This window comes from Mesorhizobium sp. M7A.F.Ca.MR.245.00.0.0 (assembly GCF_003997415.1).
Lineage (GTDB): Bacteria > Pseudomonadota > Alphaproteobacteria > Rhizobiales > Rhizobiaceae > Mesorhizobium.
On the sequence record NZ_RZTE01000006.1, the window covers coordinates 103,812 to 123,168 of the forward strand.

Below are 19,357 nucleotides of genomic sequence, written 5' to 3' on the forward strand. Positions count from 1 at the left end.
GACGCCCGGCCTGACCAGTAAGGCTAAAGCCTGAAGGGGGAAGAGCTGCCGGGGCCACGCATCGGGGGTAAATGTCCGGGAGCATCGCACGGAACGCGACCAATCTTGAGCATACTGTACGATTCTTACCCAAGCTGCGGCTGGCATGGACTTACATCTTCCTGGTTCTATTTTGGTGACAATGAAACAGCCCTTTGCATCGCACCCTCCGGGTGCTTCCTACCGGGTCATTGTGGACCACTACGAAACAGCGGTTTCACTCCAGGAGCAGATCGTAACGCGCAGCCGGCAGTGCGGATCGCCAACGAAAAAAGATGACGAATTTCTGGAGCAGTTGGTCGCCGCCTTGGAGCGGGCACGCCAGACCCTAGCTCGGGCCGGTGAGCGAAATCATTAAATCGCGGGACATTCGCGCTAGGCAGGGGTAGGGTACGCCATCGGCGGCAACTCAAAGGGCGTCCGTCGGCAGTGAGCTAAGATCATGCTTTCGCCCCAAGGGGAGGCAGCAATGAAAAGCTCCAGTCCACAAATTTTGACGTCCGCGCCCCAGGTACCCGTGCAAAACTCCGTCTACCGAAATGAGCTGCTGCTCCGGATGTGCTCGGCGGATGTGGCATTGCTGAAACCTCACTTGAGAAGCGTGTCTCTTGGGCTAAAAGCTCATCTTGAGGTGGCGGGGTCGTCAATCGTAACCGTGTACTTCTTCGAGAGTGGTCTCGGGTCGGTCGTGGGCGAGCTGCGGCCCGGAATAGAAGCTGAGATTGGAATCATAGGTTGCGAAGGGATGACTGGCTCATCGCTCGTCATGGGCGATGACCGATCAACGCATGATTGTTACGTGCAATTGGAAGCCCGAGCGTTCAGCATCGATGCCGAGATCTTCACCAAGGCTCTATCAAAGAGTCCGACGCTGCGAACTTTCCTGCTTCGCTACGCCCACTACTTTCATCTCCAGGCAAGCTTCACAGCACTGACCAATGCCCGGATGAACATCGAAGATCGGCTCGCGAGGTGGCTGGTGATGTGTGATGACCGCGTCGAAGGAAACCGCTTGGCGATCACCCACGAGTTCTTGTCGATCATGCTCGGTGTCAGGCGACCGGGTGTCACCATCGCGCTCCAGACGTTGGAGGGAAAAGGTCTGATCCGGTCAAATCGAGGTGAGGTCGTCATCCTTGACAGGAGTGGTCTGATCGCGCTGGTTGACGGCTCGTACGGCAGGGCAGAAGCAGAATATGATCGGCTAATCGGCCAATTGCATTGACCGCTCCCGTGGCGCCCAGCGATCGGCGTTGGCCGTTTCGGCGTAATCCTCGTGGCCCGACAATAAGATGATAGCGTCTGTCTCATCATGTAGACTCCCCAGTCGGACAACCGCCACGAGAATAGCGGCAGCGTCGCTCTGGATGCTAGTCCTCCGATCGACCACGATGGCCTCGGGAAGCTAGCGCGGGCGAATGAAGGGGCCGAGCCTTTTTGAGTTCGCTACCCGCTGCAAAGCATGTGCCAGTTTTAAAATGAAGTTGAACGGCTGGAATAAGGCGCCTACCAGACATTGATTGGCTGACGGTGAGGCTGCGCCGTTGTCTCATCCCTTCCACATGATGGATCGGAGAACGGCCTGCATGTGCTCTGCGAGGTCGAGTTCGCCGCGCGCCTCGATCTCTAACAGATATCGGGCCTTGGCCAGGCGATCCCCTTCCCCGACTGCAGGATAGCCGCAGATGGCGAGAAGCGCCCTCTCCTCTTCCTGACTGGCTCTGGAGGGGTCGCAACTGCCTCCGCCTATCTCGTGCAGAGCGTTGCCGAACTCAGCATAGGCTGCCTTGTGCGCCTCAATCAGCGCCCGCAGATAACTGGACGGCTCTTGGTCTCGGCTCGGCGGCTTTGCGCCGAGCGCCATCGACGAGGCGACGACTGCGCTCCCGGAGTGGAGGAGCAAGGCGCGGCGGTTGATCCGAGACATGGCAACCTCTCCCATTTTGCTTTGATGGCGATCAGGCCAGTGGCGTACACCATCAAACCGTAACACGACGGTTTGCGTATTCGTGTCAGGATGGCCTGATCTCTAGCCGTCGAGAGCCGTGCGGCTGGGGCGATGCACAGCGCCTGCATCTCGGAAAAGGATGCGGCGCCCGAGCGCCCTGCGGAAGCTTCGATTTGGGCGGGGGCTTGTCCCGACCAGGCGCATGGCGCGAGCCGACAAGCCTGCGCTCGGCCGACATCCTACGGCCGGCGCTGGCGACGTCGGCTCAACGGGCCGTAGGTGAAGCCCCCTGCTGCAGCGAGCCGTTCGCCGATCGCGGGGGCACCTCAGGCTAGGTCGGCGAGGTTTCTAACGTAGTCTATCCAACAGCTCGTGATCTACCTTCGAGCGGCTACCTCAAGAACAGTCTCTGATCACGCCCTCCCTTTCCGGCCCAAGTTCCACAAAGGTCAGCCAGGCTCCCGCACATCGCACTAAGCTACGGACGAAGAACGAAAATCGACGATCTTGGGAGGTGCAGGAAGAGCCCGCACCTCGCGAAAATTAGGGGTAACCTCTTGAAACAACACGACCGATCGACGCCGCACCTCGCGGCCTTTTATCTCGCCATCTTAATCGTTGTGGTAAGCGTCCGGTCTCTGCACCCAGATCGAGTAGTGCAAAATCGCAGCATGTCGGGTTCCTTCGTTGCATGGAGGATCTCCGGTGACTTTGAGACATTTCGAGATCAAGGCGCGCCAGTCGTGGTGGCTGGTTCACATCGAAGCGTGGCAGCGCAGCGGCCTTGATCGGACGAGCTATTGTCGTCAGCACGGACTGTGGAAGTGCACGTTCGATCGCTGGCTGCAGTACTTGGCCGGCAAGGAAGTGGGGCGTAAGCATGCGGAATATCTGCAGGAATTGCGCCGCCAGAAGCGCCGGGAGGAGCGCGAAAAGCGGCTCCGCAAACGCCAGCGGCACCACCATGCGGTAAGCACGGACGTGCGCGACCGCGCCGTCCAGGCGTTCTGGGCGATGCGCATGTCGAAGCGATGAACTGGGCCGGAATGAGCGTGCGCGACTACGCAGCCGCGTTGCATCTGTCGCCCTATTCGCTGCGCAGATGGTGTGATCTCCTGGAAGGCGGCGAGGTCGAGATCGACTGGCGAGCCCATCTTCACCCCTCCGCCCGCCCAGTCGTTAGCACTAGTGCTAGTGCAACGACGCCGGAATTGAGCTTGACAGTCGCGACGAAGGAGGGCGCGGCGCATGCCCGCCGCTTCTTCAGTGACGAGCAAAAGCGCGCCATCGCGCTGGAGAGCGCCCTGCCCGCCGTCAGCGTCTCGCAGGTCGCGCGCAAGCACGGGATCGTCACCGGTCTGCTGTTCCGCTGGCGCGGGCAGTTCGGTGTTGCGCAGAAGCAGCGCGCAAGGCTTGCGCCCGTTGCGCTGACTGACGGCACGCCGGTGGCGCGCATACTGCGCGATCTCGTGCAGGCCGAGCGCGAAGGAACAGAACCATGATGATCGTTCCGGCGGGCGTGAAGGTGCATCTGGCGCTCGGCTACACCGACATGAGGAAGGGCCTCGACGGGCTCGCCATGCTGGTCCAGGAGGTGTTGAAGACGGACCCTTTCTCGGGCCATCTGTTTGCCTTCCGGGGCAAGAAGGCGTCGATGCTGAAGATCCTGTGGCGGGACGGCAACGGCCTTTGCCTGTTCACCAAGCGGCTCGACCAGGGGCGCTTCACATGGCCGGTGATGGCCGGCTTTGACGGCTCGATCACGCTGACACCGGCGCAACTCGCCATGCTGATCGAAGGCATCGACTGGCGCGCGCCGGAGCGCGTTTGGAAGCCTGCACTGGCAGGCTGAAAAAGCGCCAAAACTCCGGCGGTTCAAGGCCGCAACGCTTGGGAATGATGGCGTTTTGAAGTAGAATTGAGCATGCGGCTCGACCTTGCTGATTTGCCCTCCGACGTCGATCTTCTGCAGCGTCTCGTGCGTGAGATGGCTGATGTCGTCGAGAGCCGCGACGGGGAGATCGAGCGGCTTCAATCGATCATCAAAAAGCTTCAGCGGGCGCAGTTCGGCCGCCGCTCCGAGCGGCTCGATGCAGACCAGTTGGCCCTCGCGCTGGAGGATCTTGATGCCGATATCACCCGCATCCGGGAGCGCAACCCGGCGCCGAGAAACTTCCATAGAAGCAATCGTCTCATCGCAAGCCTCTGCCCGATCACCTGCAGCGCCAGGATGTCGTTCTCGATATCGACCACGCAGTGTGCGCGTGCTGTGGCGGCGCCCTTCATCCGATCGGCGAGAGCGTCAGCGAGATGCTCGACGCTACAGAAGGGTTTGGAATATGCCGCGATCGATAAGCAAAGTAGTTGATGAGCTTCACGCACGGTTTCGCGCCAAGCGACTGACGTGATAACCACTCCCTGGCCCGAATTTTACGATCTAAACAATGCTTTTCGCTGGAAGATTGGGCGCCAGGATAGCATCGCTGAGCTCGCAAGGGATCGCTACGGTCTGCTAGTGGGTTTCGGCCAAGCCGTTGTCATCGTCGCCGTCGATCGGAACTTCAATCCCGCTTGACCGCCAGCCGACCGATCCGCATAAGAAGAATTGAGCCAGTCACGAAATATTGGAGGGGGGGCTGCCCCCATTTTTGGCGGCTGAATAAGACAGCAAAGCTGACTTATTCGTCCTGCCTTCATTATTGTTAACAAAACGTTACTGGCCATTTACTAGAGGCCCGTTCCTGCATAAAAAAGAGGCAGACGGCACTGATTCGCCGTCTGCCTCTGTCTGTTGCGTACTCACGGTCGAGTGGTGCCGAGTGGACGAACAAGACCGCGAGTCCGCTCCTTGGCAGGTCGGTAGCTAGCGCCCTGAGGCTCACTTGGCAAGCCACAGGAGCTACGAAATGGTCAGACATCCTCCCAAGCCCTGCCATTCCCAATTGCTCCGCAAAGCGCTCGAAAGGAGCAATTGCAATGGCAGACGCGCAGGTAACTTGTATCAACAAAGTCCCACGTGAGAATAAGCACGAGGGCATTACAAACCTCGGCAACTCCACCGGAAAGTGGTCGAGATCACAAGTGATCCAATGGATCGAAGCGGGCACGCATACTTTCTACACATCGGCAGGCGGAAAGCGCGCCAACGTCGCTGTGGTCAATGGCCCGAACGGGAAATATGTCCGCACTCACGCGGATGGCCAGTGGAACGATAATTTGCTGGCGCTTCCTGAGTGTCCGTAACGTTCTAACGATGGCGGGTTTTGGCCCGCCATCACTTTCTTTTCGGAGAATTATCCTATGACCAAATTGCCAACATACACGCTGTCGTTTGACTTGAAAAAACAGGACTGGAAACTGCATAAAGATGGTGCCGACCGCGCTACCAAGCGGTTCGAAACTAAAGCGGCTGCCACCGCTGGCGGCGTTCTATCCAGCGCGATTGGGAAAGATGGCGGTTCTGTCCGGATTGAGAAAAAGCGCGGCGGATATGAAGAGGAGAGAACGTTTCCCCGCGATCGCGACCCTAAGAAAACGCCCGGTTGAAAACTAAGTGGCAATCCCCCGGCGTGTTGCATTTCGGAGACGATTTGGGGGGGGTGACCGCCCCTCACAATACTCTACGTCCTATCTATGAAGCCCATTGTCTGCTTCGGATTTGAGGCGTCCAGCTCCCCGGAAAACGCAATTTGCAGTTCACGATAAATTTCTTCAAAAACCGGTGTGAGATCGATACTGGGCATGATCGGCACCGTCACAGGTCTTCCGTTCCGGTGCACGATAACGACCATGTCGTCCCCGGCGATCCAGAACTCGATTGCAAGCAGCACCCACGTCCCGCCGCGGCGGCCAGCATAGCTGACCTCGACGTACAACCCCATAATGATGGGCTCTAGCATAGTCGGGTTTGGAGAGTCGTGATAGAAGCTATAGGCAGCGTCACGATAGTCCTGGCCAGGTCGAAATTCTCCCTGAGGCGGCACGCCACAGACTCTATCCGCAGGGCACCCGAGATAGGCCGGCAATCCATCGCGAATAGCATCACCAAACCGCCACGACTCCTTGATCAGTCTCGATGTTGCCTCCCCGTATTTTGCAACGAGTTGCTGCAGTTCGATATAACGAGCCACGTTTGGCACCTTGCGCTGACTAACAGAGAAATCCTAACCTTGCGCACAAGGTAAATACAGGGGCGACATGCAGATTTTCTTGGTGCTGGCGGGAATCGTAGAGTTTGGATTTGGCGTCCTAGTTTTTGCTGCCGGTCCTGCAATCACGCAGCAAATTGCGGGCACCATCCTATTTTGTTCGGGAGTAATAACCCTGGCCCTCGCTGAATTCGTCCATATCGGGCAGCTGATTGCGCGAGCGGCAGAGACTCAAGCAACGCAGAATCCGTTGCAGACTAGCGCGCCGGCAGCACCACAAGCATACAGCAAGGCAAAGGTCTGCTCCTTCTGCGGACACAACAACCCATCCACGGCAGAAGTCTGCCGTTGTGGCCGGCCGTTAGCCGCATAGAGAGAGCCCTCGGCATGGTGACTTCTGATTGGATTGCCGCTGTCGCGGTCGCTATTTCTTTGATCTCGGCCCTACTAGCATGGCTGTCGGCCGCACAAGCCAGACGACAAGCTGACGCCGTGCTTGGTGAGGTGAAGCCTACGTTTGGCGTCTACCAGGCTGAGTATGTTGAGTATTCACGGCAGGCTACCCTAAAGTTCGAGATTCTGAACCACAATAGACGAGCGTTGCTTGTCCATGAGTTGTCGTTCCAATACCCGGACGATGTAATCGTGTTTGCTGATCATGACGACCTGACCGGTGTGATTGGGTCTATCATCGAGGCGGTCAAAGAAGGCGGGCGGACAAAGAAATTTGCAATCCCGCACCGTGTGAAGGGATGCGGGATGAACGCTGTGCCGCATGAACTGGTCATCCCCTTTAGATGCGGGTGGAGAACTGACTTGAGGCCGAAGTCATTTCGCTTTTGCTTCAAGGCCAAGTATAGGCAGGAAGGTGACTTGGCGACGGACCGCGCTTATGGGTGCGTCGACGTTGAGCCGCCGAACATTCTCCCTTGAACGCGCCTATCGAAAGTACTCGGCTGCAGGATCGTCGTGGTCATCCAAAGGCGGCGGCCATCCAACCTTTGGGAACGACGCCGGCGTGGCGCCAAGTGCACCAAGGCATTGGTTGAGCGCTCTCAGGCCCGCGACACCCAGATCTCCGCTGCGCATCTTCCCAACGAGCAGCGTCGTGATTCCAACGATACCGCAGTGGCAGTACCGCAGCCACGGCAGGGTTGGGATCATTTCAATCTAGGCCTCGCGAGCGGCTGGCGGGAGCCATTCATATGGCTCCCCGATCGGCCTGTCGTCGGGAGGCTCATAGCGATTTGCGTAGCGGCCAGGGTTCTTTCCAAGCGTCCCGGAAAGCCGCAGATGCTCCAAGTTTTTTCTAGGTTTGGGCACTATCCCCCCATATTCTGAATGGTTGCATTGTGCGTTCTGGAGCCCCCACCGGTCCTTAGGACCATCGGCCCTAGATATCGAGAGGGGGCTACCGGATGCCAATCTTGGTTTCACGAGGCTTGCTTTGGGTGGCCACTGCTGTAGAGGCGTATCGACCTCCAAACCTAGCCACGCGAGAACCGAGTTGAGCGCCCACAATAGGCCGGACCATGCCGATAACCCGTATTGCCATGCTGCGGCTTGGCATGAGGCAGGACACGCAATCGCTAATGTCGTTGTGGGCAGCGTTGAGATCGAAGCATCGGTTGAGCATCGCGACATATGTATCGGTCGCGTGACCTCTTTGGGACTAAAGGATCCTGACCCTGCGGATCCAGAGCAGCGGCGATACCTCGTTGCGCTTATCTTTGCCGCATACGCTGGCCGTGTAGCTGAGCAGTTGTTCTGGAGTACTGTTCCGCCAGAAAAGCGGCCCACGATAAACGCCGCTTGGGCCAACGATCAAGAGAACATGATGCTATATGCGGAACGACTGGCCAATGACTCGACCACGAGAGCCGAGGCGCTTGAATGCGGTATGAATTACACGATCGACTTCTTCAAACAACCAGTCAACCAAGACGCAGTAGCACGTATCGGCAAAGCTCTTCATGCCGCATTGAAACTGGATGATTCGACTATAAGGAAGCTGTGCGGAAGTGACCTTTCCGTAGCCCCCATTCCTTATTGCTGAACCGAAGACGCAGTTCCCCGTCGCCGCCCAATTGACCTTCTTACCGAAGGTCGCGGCAGCCAGCGGTGACGGATCCGTGCCACCGGTGTTCTTCCAAGTCTCTGGTAGAACGAGCCTGCCGGCGGCGAGCCTGCCTGGTCGCCGATGGACGCGGTGACAAGCAAGGGATCGTCGCTTGGGTCGCTGTCCAGCGTTGCAACAACGCTGGTGAGCAGCGGCAGCCGGTGGCGGTGGCGCCGACCGCGGCCACGGTAGTCGCCTGGCCCCGTGCCGTGCGCACCGCTGTGCCAAGTGCGGCCGTCTTGTCGACGTCGGCGATGGTCAACTTGCCGCCGGCCAGGATGTCTAGAATAGCACCGATATTCCAGAGCGTACCGCCCTTGGCTGGGTAGTTGGTGCCAGCTGCGCAATTCGGATCGTGGGCCATGAAAGGCCTCTTGTAGAAATGGCGCCGCAGCGCCCGGTGATTGAATGTGAGGTGATGAGGCCGGCGGGATGAGGCGTTGGCTACTCTCTCACCTTGAAACCGATCGCTACAGCTGCTTTCGCCGCTTCATTTGAGTGCTCAGGCTCAAGTGCGGCTCGCAGCATCTGATCAAGCAAGGTCACCATTTTATCGCAGGTCAGGGTTTCATCGAAGTACGAACCGGCTACGACGAAATCCATATCGATATAATCATTCATGATTTTGTCCGAAGCGATTTGGCCTAGTCCCTGCTTTTCTGCCCAAATCATAATTCGAGCGAGGCGGACGAGTAGCATCCTGACATCGGTGTCGGTTTCGAATGATTCTGTTAGGGCCTTCATGCCGGACATAATCAAAAGAATAATGCCCAACTTTTCGATGTTAGTGATCTTGCCGGATCTAAGCGCCTTTAGACCAGAGGAGCCGAGGTCGCGGCTGAAAATGGCCACACAGTTCATCATCGTCGCCTTATCCTGTCTGGCATCGTAGATCTTGCGATGGTCCGGCGCAGTTTCCAAAATCCTCTGCACCACCATGCTGAAGTCCGGGTGCGATTCTCCCTGCATCAGCACGTGCATTATTTTGGTTCCCTGGCCGCTTAGGATATCTTTGATTGTCAGAACTGAGTTTGTGCGCTGAAGTTGTTTTATCTCCCCGCAGCTTAAAGAAGCAAAAGTCCGATCACGAACAGGCGCCAGCAGCGCGAGCGAGCGCACCATTGACTGGATCGGATCCTTCTTGATTGACATTTCAGAGAATGCCACGTCCGGAACAACAAAGATGCAGGTCTGCGCAGACTCGATGCGCTCGCGCAACTTGGGGCTTCTAAGCGCACCCTGATCGAGTAGAATGAAATGTTGTTTGGTCATGGGGCGTCATATCATCGGCGGGCTGCCAGCGCGACTATCCTGGCCTGTTCCTGCGTGCTTCTCGGTGTCACGCTGCCTTCCCTCGTTCCGCCGGTTGTCGTTGTCGGCGATTGGCGGCGTGCGGCCGGTTAAGAGGTAGAACTCGTCCCAAGACAGGCGCCGACCGCGGTAGGCGCCGTCTTGAATAGGCTGCTTGGTGGTCATGCTGCCTCCTTTGTTTCGTTTGCTGCAAGGCGCCTTAGCTCGCCAACTATTTGGTCTCTGTCCGGTCCATTGGCTCGATAGAAAATTCGGGCGCCCGCCAGCCGGTCGAGGATGATCGAAAGGTCGTAGAGGCTGGGCAGATACATTGCCTTCTCGTTTTCCGGATCAGGCATGACATTCCCGTTGGGTGCCATGAGAAACGGACTACCGTGCAGGTCTGCTGTGTCTCGATCTCATCGACTGCCATTCGGGCTGAGGCGCGACCCAGAAAAGTTCGAAAAGCTTCCAGGAACCCCAGTCCTTCGCGAATTGTAGAACTAGCCAAGGGTCGCTTCGGGGCCGTCACCGGACTGTCAGGTTTCGGCCGGGGCTCGCGACAAGGTGCCGCTCTGCTTCCGACTCCTTTTCGGTCATTCGATCTGCTAACGGCAACCACCGAAAGCAGACGGTTCAAAGCAGCTTCCCTACTCGCCGAAGGCGTCGGCTGCACGAGAACCGGCGTTGCCGATATATCGACGATCTCGTCGCCATGGTCGCTTCCAATGCCTCGCCAGCCGGCAACCTAGGCATCCTTCCCGGATCGGGCTAGTTGGTCCCGTTAAACGAGCTTCGCGATATCCTCGTCGACCTCGTCCGGCTTGGTGACCAGGAATTCGTGTAGGGCCACCAGCTTGGCCAGCAACTCGTCGAACGTGATGATGAGCACGTCCTTCTGGCTGCCGCGGTAAATCTCGAAGGACCGCTTCTCGTCCTTGTTCTCGGGGAGCCTGCCGATGATCAGTATGCACGGGACCGACCAAGCCTGGATGTTCGGCTCCTCCTCCTCTTCCTTCTTGGCTGCGATGCTCTTGATGAGCCGAAGCTTCTGGTCGACTAGCTGGTTCGCACCGCCGGTCAGTTCCGGGTGCGGGCCATAGAGGTTGGGCGGACGATACGGGTCTTTGGTCAGCAGCGGCGTCTCAGTCGTCTTGATCTCGACGATGGCCAGGTTACCCAGCATCCCGGCTTCGACCAAGTAATCGGCCTGCTTCTCGCCCTTCCGCTTCAGCCCCATCCCGCCGACTGTCGCCTGGCTGGTATAGTGGACCACCGGCAGCCCGAAGAGCACCTTCAGGATGAACGAGTTCTTCTCGAAATAGGTCTGCCAGAACGCCTCGCGGTGGCCCTTGGCCATTTCCTTAGTCATATCCTCGATCAACGCGAAAAGGGAGACCAACTGGATCTTCTCGCTCAACTCGAAGAGCTGCACCGGATCATCATGGGCGATCTCCACAACCTGGCGCATCACGCTCCGGACAGCGGCGCTGTTGTTGGTGTTCCGGGACCGCGGGATGCCCTTCTTCGCCAGCGCCGACCGGACGGTATCCTGCAGGTCGATGCCTGGCCGCTCGAAACCGTTGGGTTCGTATCCCTGGACCACGTACGGCAAGAAGAGGTTCTTGAGGTAGGCCATCTTCTCGCCGTTGGCGAAATCGCGAGCGGCATCGTGAGCCCGGTTAATGTTCAGGCGGGCGTCGTCGAAGATGTGGAGGGGAAGCCGCACGTGGTCGCCATCGATCGAGATCTGGTCGTCCTCGCACATCGTGATGCCAAGTATGCCGGGGAGGTCACGGAAGGCGTCGATGAGATACTTGATGCGGGGATCGACGCCGAACCCCTCGAACGGCTTGCGGTGGAATCCGGTCGGCAAGCCGAAGAACAAGCCTATGTGCTTGTCAACCTCCATCTTATGCTCGTCCTCGAACGATATCCTGGCGATGGTCCCGTACTTCCGCTTGAGGAAATTGGTCTGGCTCGAGCGGAGCCAGATCGGAAAGGTGGTCAGGACCTTGGTCTCGAAGCTGTATTCCGCCAGCAGGTGAGGCTGGGACGCTTCGTCCAAAAGCTCCATGTCGGCTCCAGCCGCCTTCGCCCTTTCATAGGCCTTCAAGCTGAGATGGTAGCTTAGATACTGGGTCTTCCCATCAGGAATGGTCTCCAGGACCAGGAAAGAGCCGTCCTCGGCATGCGTGCCGGCGTCGATTCGCATGCTAGTGTAGGTGTCTTCGCTCTCCGGACCGGCCACTTCATCCCCCTTTGTTCGGCCAACATATACAGGCCAGGGGCAGGGAAGTGAAACCGCGCGCCAAGCGGATGATTCGTCCATCCCCTCACCCGCGTGGCAGCTCAGTGTCGGGGGGCGAGAACGGAATGGCAGCTTTTCGGCAACGGCCCCATGATGGAATGGGACAGCTTTTGGCAAGGACGCCCGTGAACTCGCTACCTAAAATGTTTGTGGGCGCGACCCGGTAGATTGCTGCCGCTTGCCATAGTCCACCAAGTGACGACATAGAAATTTTCAGACCGACGGCCGCCTTTCTGCCGGAGTCTTCCATGGCCACCTGAGGTTGCCGACGCCAGGATGAACCGGCATAGATACGTGGATCGTGGTCATCACCGGAATTTAGAACAAAGGTGGTATGGTGACTATTGCTAACGTCGCGGGCAGTGATCTCGCAGACATGATTCAGAGAAGTATAGAACTCATGGCCTTCCCGCCGTCGGCCTGGGAAGCGACAACCTACGCCGAGGTGATTGCTCTACCGCGCGTGGTCGTGACGCGGCCGCCTGCGGAAGATCTGCTCGAGACGGGCTTCGTACCCTATGACTGTCACCGCAATTGCGCGGAACAGGTTGCCAACGACCCCAGGTATTCAAGCCGACATGTGATAGGTTGGCTGCCTCATGGTGAGGACCTCATCCTTCATTCCGTAGCAGAGATTGCAGGAAGATGGCTGTGCCTGACGCCCCAATTCGGCGCTACGCCCAGCCGATTCGATTTCATCCCTGACCCACATATCGAGTGGCGCGACGGAGATGACAGCTTATACAAGACGGCATTCCGTCACGGTCATGAGCTGCCAGAGGCATTGCGTAAGAACCCGCGCCGACACATCCGGATGCGGGACCAGTTCCTGGCCATGGTCAAGGCTGGAATGTCTGCGCTCGAAGCCAGAGATGCAGTCGCGAAAGCTACAGAATGCTCTAGCGAAGAACTCTAGTTTGGCCCTCACTTGGGCATAGCGGGCTCTTTCTAGAGCTGCTTCTCTACCGTCTGGGATCAACCCATCGGACAGCCCGAAGGTTTTCGCCAAGCACAGATTAAGACTGGAACGGGCCAGTAGGTTACTAGACCGGTCATTCGCAGCCAATATTACAATGACCGAAATGGGGCCGGAAGCGGACAGGCAAATTTCTCGCGCCGCCAGCGAATAACGGACGTTCAACTGTGCTCATAATAGCCAGAGAGTTCTGTATTCCGCAGCTACATGCAGATAATGTCGCGCAATGGGGTTTCAAACGTATCGGGAGTGCCTATTAGGACGAAACCATCGGGACTATAGCTACGATCCTCGATCTTCGACGCGGTGACTCCGTCGCTCGCTGGCAGGTTAGACAGCAGCCCAAGAAACCTCTTGAAGCTCTCCTCGTCGTCCACGTCCCGAAGTTGCTTATAGACCGCCTTGTGGATGCCAAACTTCCAACCCGGCATGAACTTGACGCCGACGTAATCTCTATCGATATCGATGCGATTCGCCTCAAAAAGAGGATCCAGCACCGTTGCGTAGGCTCGGGTGATTAACCGGGGCCAAGCGACTTCATAGTTGAATTGGACGGTCGACGGTGGGTCGGTCACCTGACCCTGCAAGCCAGCCTGATCAAAAGCGAAGACACAGGCCGAGCGTGTTTTGGGTGCGATGCCGTTGAGAGTCTGGATGGCGCATACTTGGCGCAGTGCTTTGTTTCTTGCTGAGTTGATGACGCTTTGTGGCACGCCGTACATCGCAAAGCCGGCCCGCCCCTTGCTCTCGAGGACATGAATGTCGTCGGGGCCGCGGAAAGCGAAGAAGTCGGGCTCCGTTTTCGCCGCCGGTTTTGTAGAGTGTCGGAAGTACTTCGGCATCGACTTAGGATAGGGCGCGAAGCTCGACATGCGGGTGAAAGTGCCAGCGTGTTGTTCTACTGGCACCACCACGGCGGCGCCCAAATGGCGTTGGGCAAACCATCTTGTCAGCGCCTCCGCCAGCTTGAACGCGTCCGCTTTCTGGTTAGAGGCCGTTTGCGACTTGAAGCCATGGGTCGGTTTCAACTGGGCATCAAGAAGGCTGAACATTGTCACAACACCTCGCAGTGACACCAAAACGCGCCGGTCAGTTGATGCGGTCGATGGCAAGGACCGAGGGCGATCAGCGACAACGCCAATTCCATGCGGTTGGTGGCTATAGAGGTCAACTTATTGACCGCTGAATAGCGCGCCGGAAATCCTGTACACTGCAGACTCTTGTGAGCCAACGTCCCCTCCCTGTACCAGCACCCGGCTCGAAACGCCCAAGATTTGGATGGTTAAAATATCGCGGCGGTTGGCCATTGGTGGCCCGCAGTAGTCTTATGGTCATTCTGATGGTTATACGGTGGGGATCCCAGCATGGACGAGACACCCCCACCCATCCAGCTTCGTCGCGATACTATACCCCTGCCATGTGAACCAGGCCCCGGCGAGCGCAACAAGGGATATCACGATCAGCACGACGCGATGCCAGCGGATTCGTCCCTCGATGGCATCGAAAGCGTCCGTGAACATATCGCGGATTTCACTGAAATCCGAATTGAGCTTGGTACGCTGGCCCTTGATTTCCCGGTCGATGGCACCAAGCGTTAGCCACTGATTTGCGCACGAGGCGATCAGCAGGGCAACGAAAAGGCAGGCTCCGCCAAGAATGGCGATGTTCGCAATGGCCACGGGACCGCAGGTGTTCGTAGCTTTCATCTGGGTTGCCACAACGACCGCGGAGACGGGTAGACCCAACAACTGCCCCTGAATGTCGGTGAAGGTCTTGTGTACCCGGTTGACATAGTCGGCTTGATTCTTCTCGATCTCGCTGCGGATCTTCGAATACGAAAAACTCGACGCAAAAAGTTTGTATCCTTCGTCGACACGCTTCTTAAGTTCGTCCGCATTCTGCAGCAGATAGACGAAGCGCCCCGCCGCTGGTTGGCTAGCCACGAGAGTTGTGACCGCTTCGCCGAGAATGCTGAGCCTTTGCTCTCGGTGGATATCGCCTTCCAGTGTGGCCGCCAGCGCCTCGATCTGTTTGGCTTCGACGAGCCGAAAATCGCTGGCGTCGTAGCGGACCGGCACCTCTACGCGGCCGTCCCCAAAATAGACTAGCTTCGCATGTTGGACGTCGGTGAAGAGCGCGGCTCCACTTAGAGTGGCGACAAACTTTAGGATCGCCCTGTATCTGGCGAGCGCGTCTGAAGCCGGTACGAGGCCCGAGTGTGAGCGGTCGGATTTTATAAAGAAGGTGGATGACTCCTCCACTCGTCGTTCCGGGGCTCTGAGCAATCCGTCCCACGTCTCGACGAGCAAGCCGAGACTATACTTTGGGTAACCTATTCGAGCAGGGATGACGCTGTCCAGCTTGACCTGGTCGGGGGCGATCAGAGGTGTGATGTCGGCTGCTTCTGCTGCCTTTTCCGAGATTTCAATGAGCCCGAGCGTCTCCAAGATACTTTGGTTGGCAACGGTGATGTGTCCGTTGTCGCCGGCGTCCCAAACGGAGTTGAGATAGACTTCCAGCAGATCCGGCCAGGTGATCGTCGCCTTAGCCACCTTCGATCTCCTCGGTCAGTTCCTGCCTGATGTGGTCTGGCACCTCCAGCAGGGTGATGCTGTTTTCGACGGGATCAAAACGCACCTTGCCCTCGTGCAGTGCTTTGCGCTCAAACTCAACCGCCCAGTTGGGAGTCTTCACTTTGAACTCGACCAGCCCTCTGAGAGCGCGACGGTCCGCGACGAAGCCGTCATTGAGGCCGCGATCGGGGTCCGCGAGTAATTCGATGAGAGCCTCAGGGTCGTCAGGGTGAAGTTCGTTTGCGAGGGTGGTGAAGTTGATCGGCTTATCGGCCTTGGCATCGCGTGTGCAGATGTTCATCGCGCGAGCCATGAAGTCGGCCCGTTCGGCAGGCTCCATCGGCTGGGTGTCGGCGAATTGCTTGAGCGCCTGAACCATGTGGGTGGTCTCGACCCTGGCCAGCACCGTGGTCTCGCAGCCCAAGAATTGCTTGAAATACTCTGAAACGGCCCCTTTTCCCTTTAGGAAGCTGAGGTAGCGCTCCTCGTTCGCCGCCCAGCCCGTGAGGTTGACGCGGCCGGCGAAGCGATATCCGTCTACGTCGAGATGTTTCACGTCTTCTAAGTTGGCGTTCTCCGTAAGCGCGGCGCTGATCTTGTCGTTGACGATCGCCACCAAGACGTATTGGATTTCGTCACGGTTGAAATGCGCGAAGAAGACGTGCCCGCCCTCGGAAGCCGGACGCCCACCGGCTTCTTTGGCGAGCGTGTCCATAAGCGCCAACGTCGTCTCTTCGAAAGTTGACCCTCCGTCGACGTATTCTCCAAGTCGGAGCGATGTAGGGAAATTGGCGGTATCCATCGAGAAACGGCCGTAGGCCTTTGATGGCCGCCTCGCATACAGCCGATGCAGGTCATCGATCAGTCGCCTAGCTGTATTCCCCACAGCGAGCGCCCCGTTACCGGGGTGGACTTGATAGGCGCCAGCGTCGGTCTTCTCTAGATGATGGATTGCCACTGAAACAATGTTGTCGGCCAACTCGCCCCCCCTTTTGGTCGATTCCTTTTTGCCTAATAAAACCAAAAATAATCGCTCATCGCTACGAAAAGTTTTACTGCACCGCTCAGGTGTAGCGCGAATTTCATCGATCTATGGGATTTATTGGGTCAGTATCACTCTAGGAATGTTCATGAACAGGCTCCAGGCTCAACCGTGTGATACGGCTCTACCAAGACAAACAAAGGGACGCCAAGGTCAGCTCGGCGCAGGGGGACTCCTGCGTATCTGTCTGCGATCTCAGCTCATGGCGATCGGCACCGGTTATCTCAACGTCCGACATGAGGCGCATTGCAGCCCGGCAGCGTTGGAGCCGGTTTCGGACAGTCCGGTATCGGGATAGAAAAATGGAACGCATACATTCGCGCGGTGCTTCTCTGGAGGAAGGCGGCAGAAGTGGTATCGGGGATGCCTAGCGCGCGGGTTAACGGCGTCTAGTATCCCACATCAGACCAGAAATTGGCATCCCGCTGATCCTTAAGCTCGTCTAGGGGTACTTCAATCCTTTTGAAGTCCATCCGATACATCGGCAACTGCCAGCTTCGAAAGAGGTAGCCTAGCTGGTCCTCATTGGCCTGTTCCGTGATCAAGCCTGCAGTTTGCAAGGCCAAGGCCATCTTATGTGACAGCCTGTCTGACTCTGTTGCGGACACCTCGTCCTTGAAATCGAGCGGCTCCATACCTCGGAAACGACGTCGAGCCCTGCTCGTGTAAAGGCTCCGAAATCCCGGAGTGCGCAGCAGACTTCCCAAGGTCGTGGATTGCCACCTGCGAAGCCGAACACTGGCTCGTGGTTCGACGGCTCGTTCCAGATTGGGTCGCCTTTCTCATACGTTATGATGTCGACATAGAGCAGAGATTCGCGGCCCGCGAGGGTGGAATTCGGGAGTATGTATTCGCCCATCGAGCCTTCCAGATAATGGGAACGCCGCTGTTCATCGAGATATTCCTGCAGTTGCCTGACATGCATCGGTCGCCAGCTCTGGGCGTCAAGGTACAGCAAGCGGGCCAGGTGATCGCAGAACCATTGCATCATCGGTCCGACGCGCGACGGCCTGATTTTAGGAGGGCAGCGCACGATGTCGATGAGCACCAGAATCTTGGCGACCTCCTCAAGCGAATGTCCAAGCAGGATACTCGCCGAGCGAGGATGTCCCTCGAGCGACCTCGCGGCCGCCAGCAGGTCTCCGGCGCTCTTCATCAGGATCGGTAAGCCTTCTGCAATCAGGTCAAGTTGGGCGCTGGCGGGCAGGTTCGCCAGCGTGCGACCTCGCTTCATGCCGATGTCACTGGATTTCTGGGCTTCAGACATTCGCATAACCTTGATCAACTTCAAGAGGGCGTTGTTTGCTCTAGGGAAGGAGGGAGGTCTGGCCAACGGCGAAGCGCTACTGCCCCTTAAGTTCGACGCCTTTCGTTGGTTGTTCGGGAGAGTTGGGAAACACAACCGGGACAGCCATCACGGCCGTTAGAATCAAGATGGCGATGGTCAACGCGGTGATGAAAATCGTCAGTCTCGACATTGTGCGTTGCGTTTCGATCGCTTCCAATGCGTTCATGAGGTTGCCTTGCTGGAGAAGCAGGTCCCGGATCGCCCTGTCGGAGGTCGCAAGTTGATCGACCAGTTCGATCGACCTTCGGGTCAAGGCGGAGATCAGGCTGATCGTCTCCACGTTGTCCGACTCAAGAAAGAAGTCCCAGCTATCCCGGATAGGAAACCGAATGGCCTCCGGCAATTCTGCAGCCAAGAGCGAGATGTCGATACTGTTGGACGTGACCTGTCGAAGACGAGTCAGCACGCTCGCAGCATTCTCGGACTGTCCCGTGAACGATTTACTGTCGCGAACGACGTTCAGTTCCGCTCGGTATAGCTGTAAAAGAGTAGGGATCGCCCAGAGGCAGATCAAGCCGGGCAGACTCATCGAGAACATGTTCAGGTAGGCGCGGTCGTCGTCGCCGCCGTACACGGCATTGTCAAAGGCCCGGAGGTCGCGCCGCTCCACGGAAAGCACCGCGTGCCCTTTCTGGCTATCGACGTGGGACACTGGATGCGCGAACCTCAAGCCAGGCAGATTGGAACTGGTCCAATCTCCGCCACCGTAGTCCAGACCGAGGTAATCGATCCAGAGATTCCGTGTCGGTGGATCCTCCTGCGTGCGGATTCCGTCGAGGAATAGCAATTCGCAAGTCGGGAGAAGCTCCAGGTTCCCGCTGGTGGCAAAGGCACCCGGCAGGTTAGTCTTGAACCACTTGAGTATGTTCCGCCGAAAATCGTCTCGAGCCTGACCGATCGCTTGACGCTTGCGGCTCCTGGGATCAATTATTGAAAAGCCACGCTTGGTCCTGCGTAGTTCGGTGCTCAAAGATGCCCGCGCAATGTGCTCGTAGCGGCCCTCGACGTCTCTTGCAGCATTGAAAGTCACGACAATGCAGCTTAGCGATGAACTGATGGAGAAAAGTTCGGCATGTGCGTCCTCGAACCCGTTCGGAAGATCGACCTCTGTAGCGTCCCTGAAAAAAGCCGATGGCTTCCCGGCCGAACGATCGCACCAAGGTTGATCCAAGCTCCGCCTTCTGAGCCTCGCCGTGAGCGCGCCACCCAGTCGGCGCTGGTACGCTGGAAGGCGGACGTCTCCGCCGAATGCCATCCCAGCTTCTCAAACGCTTGAAAGAGACGTTCCGCATGCGCTGGTGTGTAGAATTCTGCGCCGAAGACTCTCTTGAGCGCTACGTGTTGAGTTGCCGCTGGAATGCTGGCGGGAATCGTCTCTAGATCTTTCTGAAGATAGTATTCCCGGCTTCGTTTAGTGTTCGGGGAGTCGATCAGCGACGGAAACCTGCGAGATGCCCAGGTCCTGAAGTTACGAGCCAACGCGTCGCGGCGAACGGCAAGAGCGCTTGGGACGTCTGAGTTTCCAGGCTCCAACTCGTCGCTCACCTCTGACCGCACCCCATT

At 57.6% G+C, this 19,357-nt stretch carries 21 protein-coding genes and 1 pseudogene; 11 read left to right on the forward strand and 11 right to left on the reverse strand.

Features of this window, described 5'->3' with window-relative positions; genetic code table 11:
- Positions 1-508: 508 nt before the first annotated feature.
- On the forward strand, positions 509-1,264 hold the full coding sequence (locus EOB80_RS09700) for a Crp/Fnr family transcriptional regulator (protein ID WP_127327477.1): 756 nt from the start codon (positions 509-511) through the stop codon (positions 1,262-1,264).
- A 324-nt stretch (positions 1,265-1,588) separates the two neighbouring features.
- On the opposite strand, the gene EOB80_RS09705 is transcribed toward EOB80_RS09700, so the two are convergent.
- Positions 1,589-1,966, reverse strand: a complete 378-nt coding sequence (locus EOB80_RS09705; RefSeq protein ID WP_245466312.1) for a hypothetical protein — start codon at positions 1,964-1,966, stop codon at positions 1,589-1,591.
- Between the two features lie 732 nt (positions 1,967-2,698).
- Between EOB80_RS09705 and EOB80_RS09710 the strand changes: the two genes are divergently transcribed.
- From EOB80_RS09710 to EOB80_RS09735, 7 genes and pseudogenes are all read left to right on the forward strand, one after another.
- Positions 2,699-3,022 carry a hypothetical protein gene (locus EOB80_RS09710; protein ID WP_127327479.1) on the forward strand — a complete coding sequence of 108 codons (324 nt, stop codon included), beginning with the start codon at positions 2,699-2,701 and terminating at the stop codon, positions 3,020-3,022.
- Between the two features lie 11 nt (positions 3,023-3,033).
- Positions 3,034-3,489 carry a transposase gene (locus EOB80_RS09715; RefSeq protein WP_245466313.1) on the forward strand — a complete coding sequence of 152 codons (456 nt, stop codon included), beginning with the start codon at positions 3,034-3,036 and terminating at the stop codon, positions 3,487-3,489.
- Positions 3,486-3,839 (forward strand): IS66 family insertion sequence element accessory protein TnpB, encoded by a 354-nt coding sequence (gene tnpB, locus EOB80_RS09720; protein ID WP_127327481.1) that lies wholly within the window; start codon positions 3,486-3,488, stop codon positions 3,837-3,839. Before EOB80_RS09715 ends, tnpB begins: the two co-directional genes overlap by 4 nt.
- 135 nt (positions 3,840-3,974) lie before the next feature.
- Positions 3,975-4,097 (forward strand): annotated as a pseudogene (locus EOB80_RS35180) (transposase); the annotation flags it as partial.
- A gap of 146 nt (positions 4,098-4,243) precedes the next feature.
- Positions 4,244-4,342 (forward strand): IS66 family transposase zinc-finger binding domain-containing protein, encoded by a 99-nt coding sequence (locus tag EOB80_RS35185; protein ID WP_245466326.1) that lies wholly within the window; start codon positions 4,244-4,246, stop codon positions 4,340-4,342.
- 621 nt (positions 4,343-4,963) lie between these two features.
- On the forward strand, positions 4,964-5,230 hold the full coding sequence (locus EOB80_RS09730; protein WP_127327483.1) for a DUF3892 domain-containing protein: 267 nt from the start codon (positions 4,964-4,966) through the stop codon (positions 5,228-5,230).
- A 57-nt stretch (positions 5,231-5,287) separates the two neighbouring features.
- Entirely contained in the window at positions 5,288-5,533 is a 246-nt protein-coding gene (locus EOB80_RS09735; protein ID WP_127327484.1) for a DUF2188 domain-containing protein, read from the forward strand.
- 74 nt (positions 5,534-5,607) lie between these two features.
- On the opposite strand, the gene EOB80_RS09740 is transcribed toward EOB80_RS09735, so the two are convergent.
- A complete protein-coding gene (locus EOB80_RS09740) occupies positions 5,608-6,117 on the reverse strand; it encodes a hypothetical protein (protein WP_127327485.1) in 510 nt (169 codons plus the stop codon).
- 405 nt (positions 6,118-6,522) lie between these two features.
- On the opposite strand from EOB80_RS09740, the gene EOB80_RS09745 reads away from it, so the two are divergent.
- Positions 6,523-7,068 carry a hypothetical protein gene (locus tag EOB80_RS09745; RefSeq protein ID WP_127327486.1) on the forward strand — a complete coding sequence of 182 codons (546 nt, stop codon included), beginning with the start codon at positions 6,523-6,525 and terminating at the stop codon, positions 7,066-7,068.
- A gap of 574 nt (positions 7,069-7,642) precedes the next feature.
- Positions 7,643-8,191, forward strand: coding sequence for a hypothetical protein (locus EOB80_RS09750; RefSeq protein ID WP_164762567.1), 549 nt, complete (start codon positions 7,643-7,645; stop codon positions 8,189-8,191).
- Between the two features lie 507 nt (positions 8,192-8,698).
- Here the strand turns inward: EOB80_RS09750 and EOB80_RS09755 are convergent.
- The 4 genes from EOB80_RS09755 to EOB80_RS09765 form a co-directional block, all read right to left on the reverse strand.
- Positions 8,699-9,526 carry a hypothetical protein gene (locus EOB80_RS09755; protein WP_127327488.1) on the reverse strand — a complete coding sequence of 276 codons (828 nt, stop codon included), beginning with the start codon at positions 9,524-9,526 and terminating at the stop codon, positions 8,699-8,701.
- A 6-nt stretch (positions 9,527-9,532) separates the two neighbouring features.
- Positions 9,533-9,730 carry a hypothetical protein gene (locus EOB80_RS09760; protein WP_127327489.1) on the reverse strand — a complete coding sequence of 66 codons (198 nt, stop codon included), beginning with the start codon at positions 9,728-9,730 and terminating at the stop codon, positions 9,533-9,535.
- On the reverse strand, positions 9,727-9,903 hold the full coding sequence (locus tag EOB80_RS34475; RefSeq protein ID WP_164762568.1) for a hypothetical protein: 177 nt from the start codon (positions 9,901-9,903) through the stop codon (positions 9,727-9,729). The genes EOB80_RS09760 and EOB80_RS34475 overlap by 4 nt, the downstream gene beginning before the upstream one ends.
- 425 nt (positions 9,904-10,328) lie before the next feature.
- Positions 10,329-11,795, reverse strand: a complete 1,467-nt coding sequence (locus EOB80_RS09765) for a Shedu immune nuclease family protein (RefSeq protein WP_164762569.1) — start codon at positions 11,793-11,795, stop codon at positions 10,329-10,331.
- Positions 11,796-12,255: 460 nt separating this feature from the next.
- On the opposite strand from EOB80_RS09765, the gene EOB80_RS09770 reads away from it, so the two are divergent.
- Positions 12,256-12,771: a hypothetical protein gene (locus tag EOB80_RS09770; RefSeq protein WP_245466314.1), complete on the forward strand. Its 516-nt coding sequence runs from the start codon at positions 12,256-12,258 to the stop codon at positions 12,769-12,771.
- A gap of 263 nt (positions 12,772-13,034) precedes the next feature.
- On the opposite strand, the gene EOB80_RS09775 is transcribed toward EOB80_RS09770, so the two are convergent.
- The 5 genes from EOB80_RS09775 to EOB80_RS09795 form a co-directional block, all read right to left on the reverse strand.
- Entirely contained in the window at positions 13,035-13,883 is an 849-nt protein-coding gene (locus EOB80_RS09775) for a hypothetical protein (protein WP_127327492.1), read from the reverse strand.
- A gap of 291 nt (positions 13,884-14,174) precedes the next feature.
- Positions 14,175-15,383: a hypothetical protein gene (locus tag EOB80_RS09780; RefSeq protein WP_127327493.1), complete on the reverse strand. Its 1,209-nt coding sequence runs from the start codon at positions 15,381-15,383 to the stop codon at positions 14,175-14,177.
- Entirely contained in the window at positions 15,376-16,383 is a 1,008-nt protein-coding gene (locus EOB80_RS09785; RefSeq protein ID WP_164762570.1) for a nucleoid-associated protein, read from the reverse strand. The genes EOB80_RS09780 and EOB80_RS09785 overlap by 8 nt, the downstream gene beginning before the upstream one ends.
- A gap of 604 nt (positions 16,384-16,987) precedes the next feature.
- On the reverse strand, positions 16,988-17,713 hold the full coding sequence (locus EOB80_RS09790; protein WP_127327495.1) for a hypothetical protein: 726 nt from the start codon (positions 17,711-17,713) through the stop codon (positions 16,988-16,990).
- Between the two features lie 76 nt (positions 17,714-17,789).
- Complete coding sequence (locus tag EOB80_RS09795) at positions 17,790-18,965, reverse strand: hypothetical protein (protein ID WP_127327496.1); 1,176 nt, start codon at positions 18,963-18,965, stop codon at positions 17,790-17,792.
- Positions 18,966-19,357: the final 392 nt, after the last annotated feature.

What these genes read in the sequence shown, in the direction of transcription:
- EOB80_RS09700 (WP_127327477.1), top strand. Translation starts at nt 509, where the DNA reads ATGAAAAGCTCCAGTCCACAAATTTTGACGTCCGCGCCCCAGGTACCC.
- EOB80_RS09705 (WP_245466312.1), bottom strand. Translation starts at nt 1,966, where the DNA reads ATGTCTCGGATCAACCGCCGCGCCTTGCTCCTCCACTCCGGGAGCGCA.
- EOB80_RS09715 (WP_245466313.1), top strand. Translation starts at nt 3,034, where the DNA reads ATGAGCGTGCGCGACTACGCAGCCGCGTTGCATCTGTCGCCCTATTCG.
- tnpB (WP_127327481.1), top strand. Translation starts at nt 3,486, where the DNA reads ATGATGATCGTTCCGGCGGGCGTGAAGGTGCATCTGGCGCTCGGCTAC.
- EOB80_RS09730 (WP_127327483.1), top strand. Translation starts at nt 4,964, where the DNA reads ATGGCAGACGCGCAGGTAACTTGTATCAACAAAGTCCCACGTGAGAAT.
- EOB80_RS09735 (WP_127327484.1), top strand. Translation starts at nt 5,288, where the DNA reads ATGACCAAATTGCCAACATACACGCTGTCGTTTGACTTGAAAAAACAG.
- EOB80_RS09745 (WP_127327486.1), top strand. Translation starts at nt 6,523, where the DNA reads ATGGTGACTTCTGATTGGATTGCCGCTGTCGCGGTCGCTATTTCTTTG.
- EOB80_RS09755 (WP_127327488.1), bottom strand. Translation starts at nt 9,526, where the DNA reads ATGACCAAACAACATTTCATTCTACTCGATCAGGGTGCGCTTAGAAGC.
- EOB80_RS09760 (WP_127327489.1), bottom strand. Translation starts at nt 9,730, where the DNA reads ATGACCACCAAGCAGCCTATTCAAGACGGCGCCTACCGCGGTCGGCGC.
- EOB80_RS34475 (WP_164762568.1), bottom strand. Translation starts at nt 9,903, where the DNA reads ATGCCTGATCCGGAAAACGAGAAGGCAATGTATCTGCCCAGCCTCTAC.
- EOB80_RS09770 (WP_245466314.1), top strand. Translation starts at nt 12,256, where the DNA reads ATGGCCTTCCCGCCGTCGGCCTGGGAAGCGACAACCTACGCCGAGGTG.
- EOB80_RS09775 (WP_127327492.1), bottom strand. Translation starts at nt 13,883, where the DNA reads ATGTTCAGCCTTCTTGATGCCCAGTTGAAACCGACCCATGGCTTCAAG.
- EOB80_RS09790 (WP_127327495.1), bottom strand. Translation starts at nt 17,713, where the DNA reads ATGTCTGAAGCCCAGAAATCCAGTGACATCGGCATGAAGCGAGGTCGC.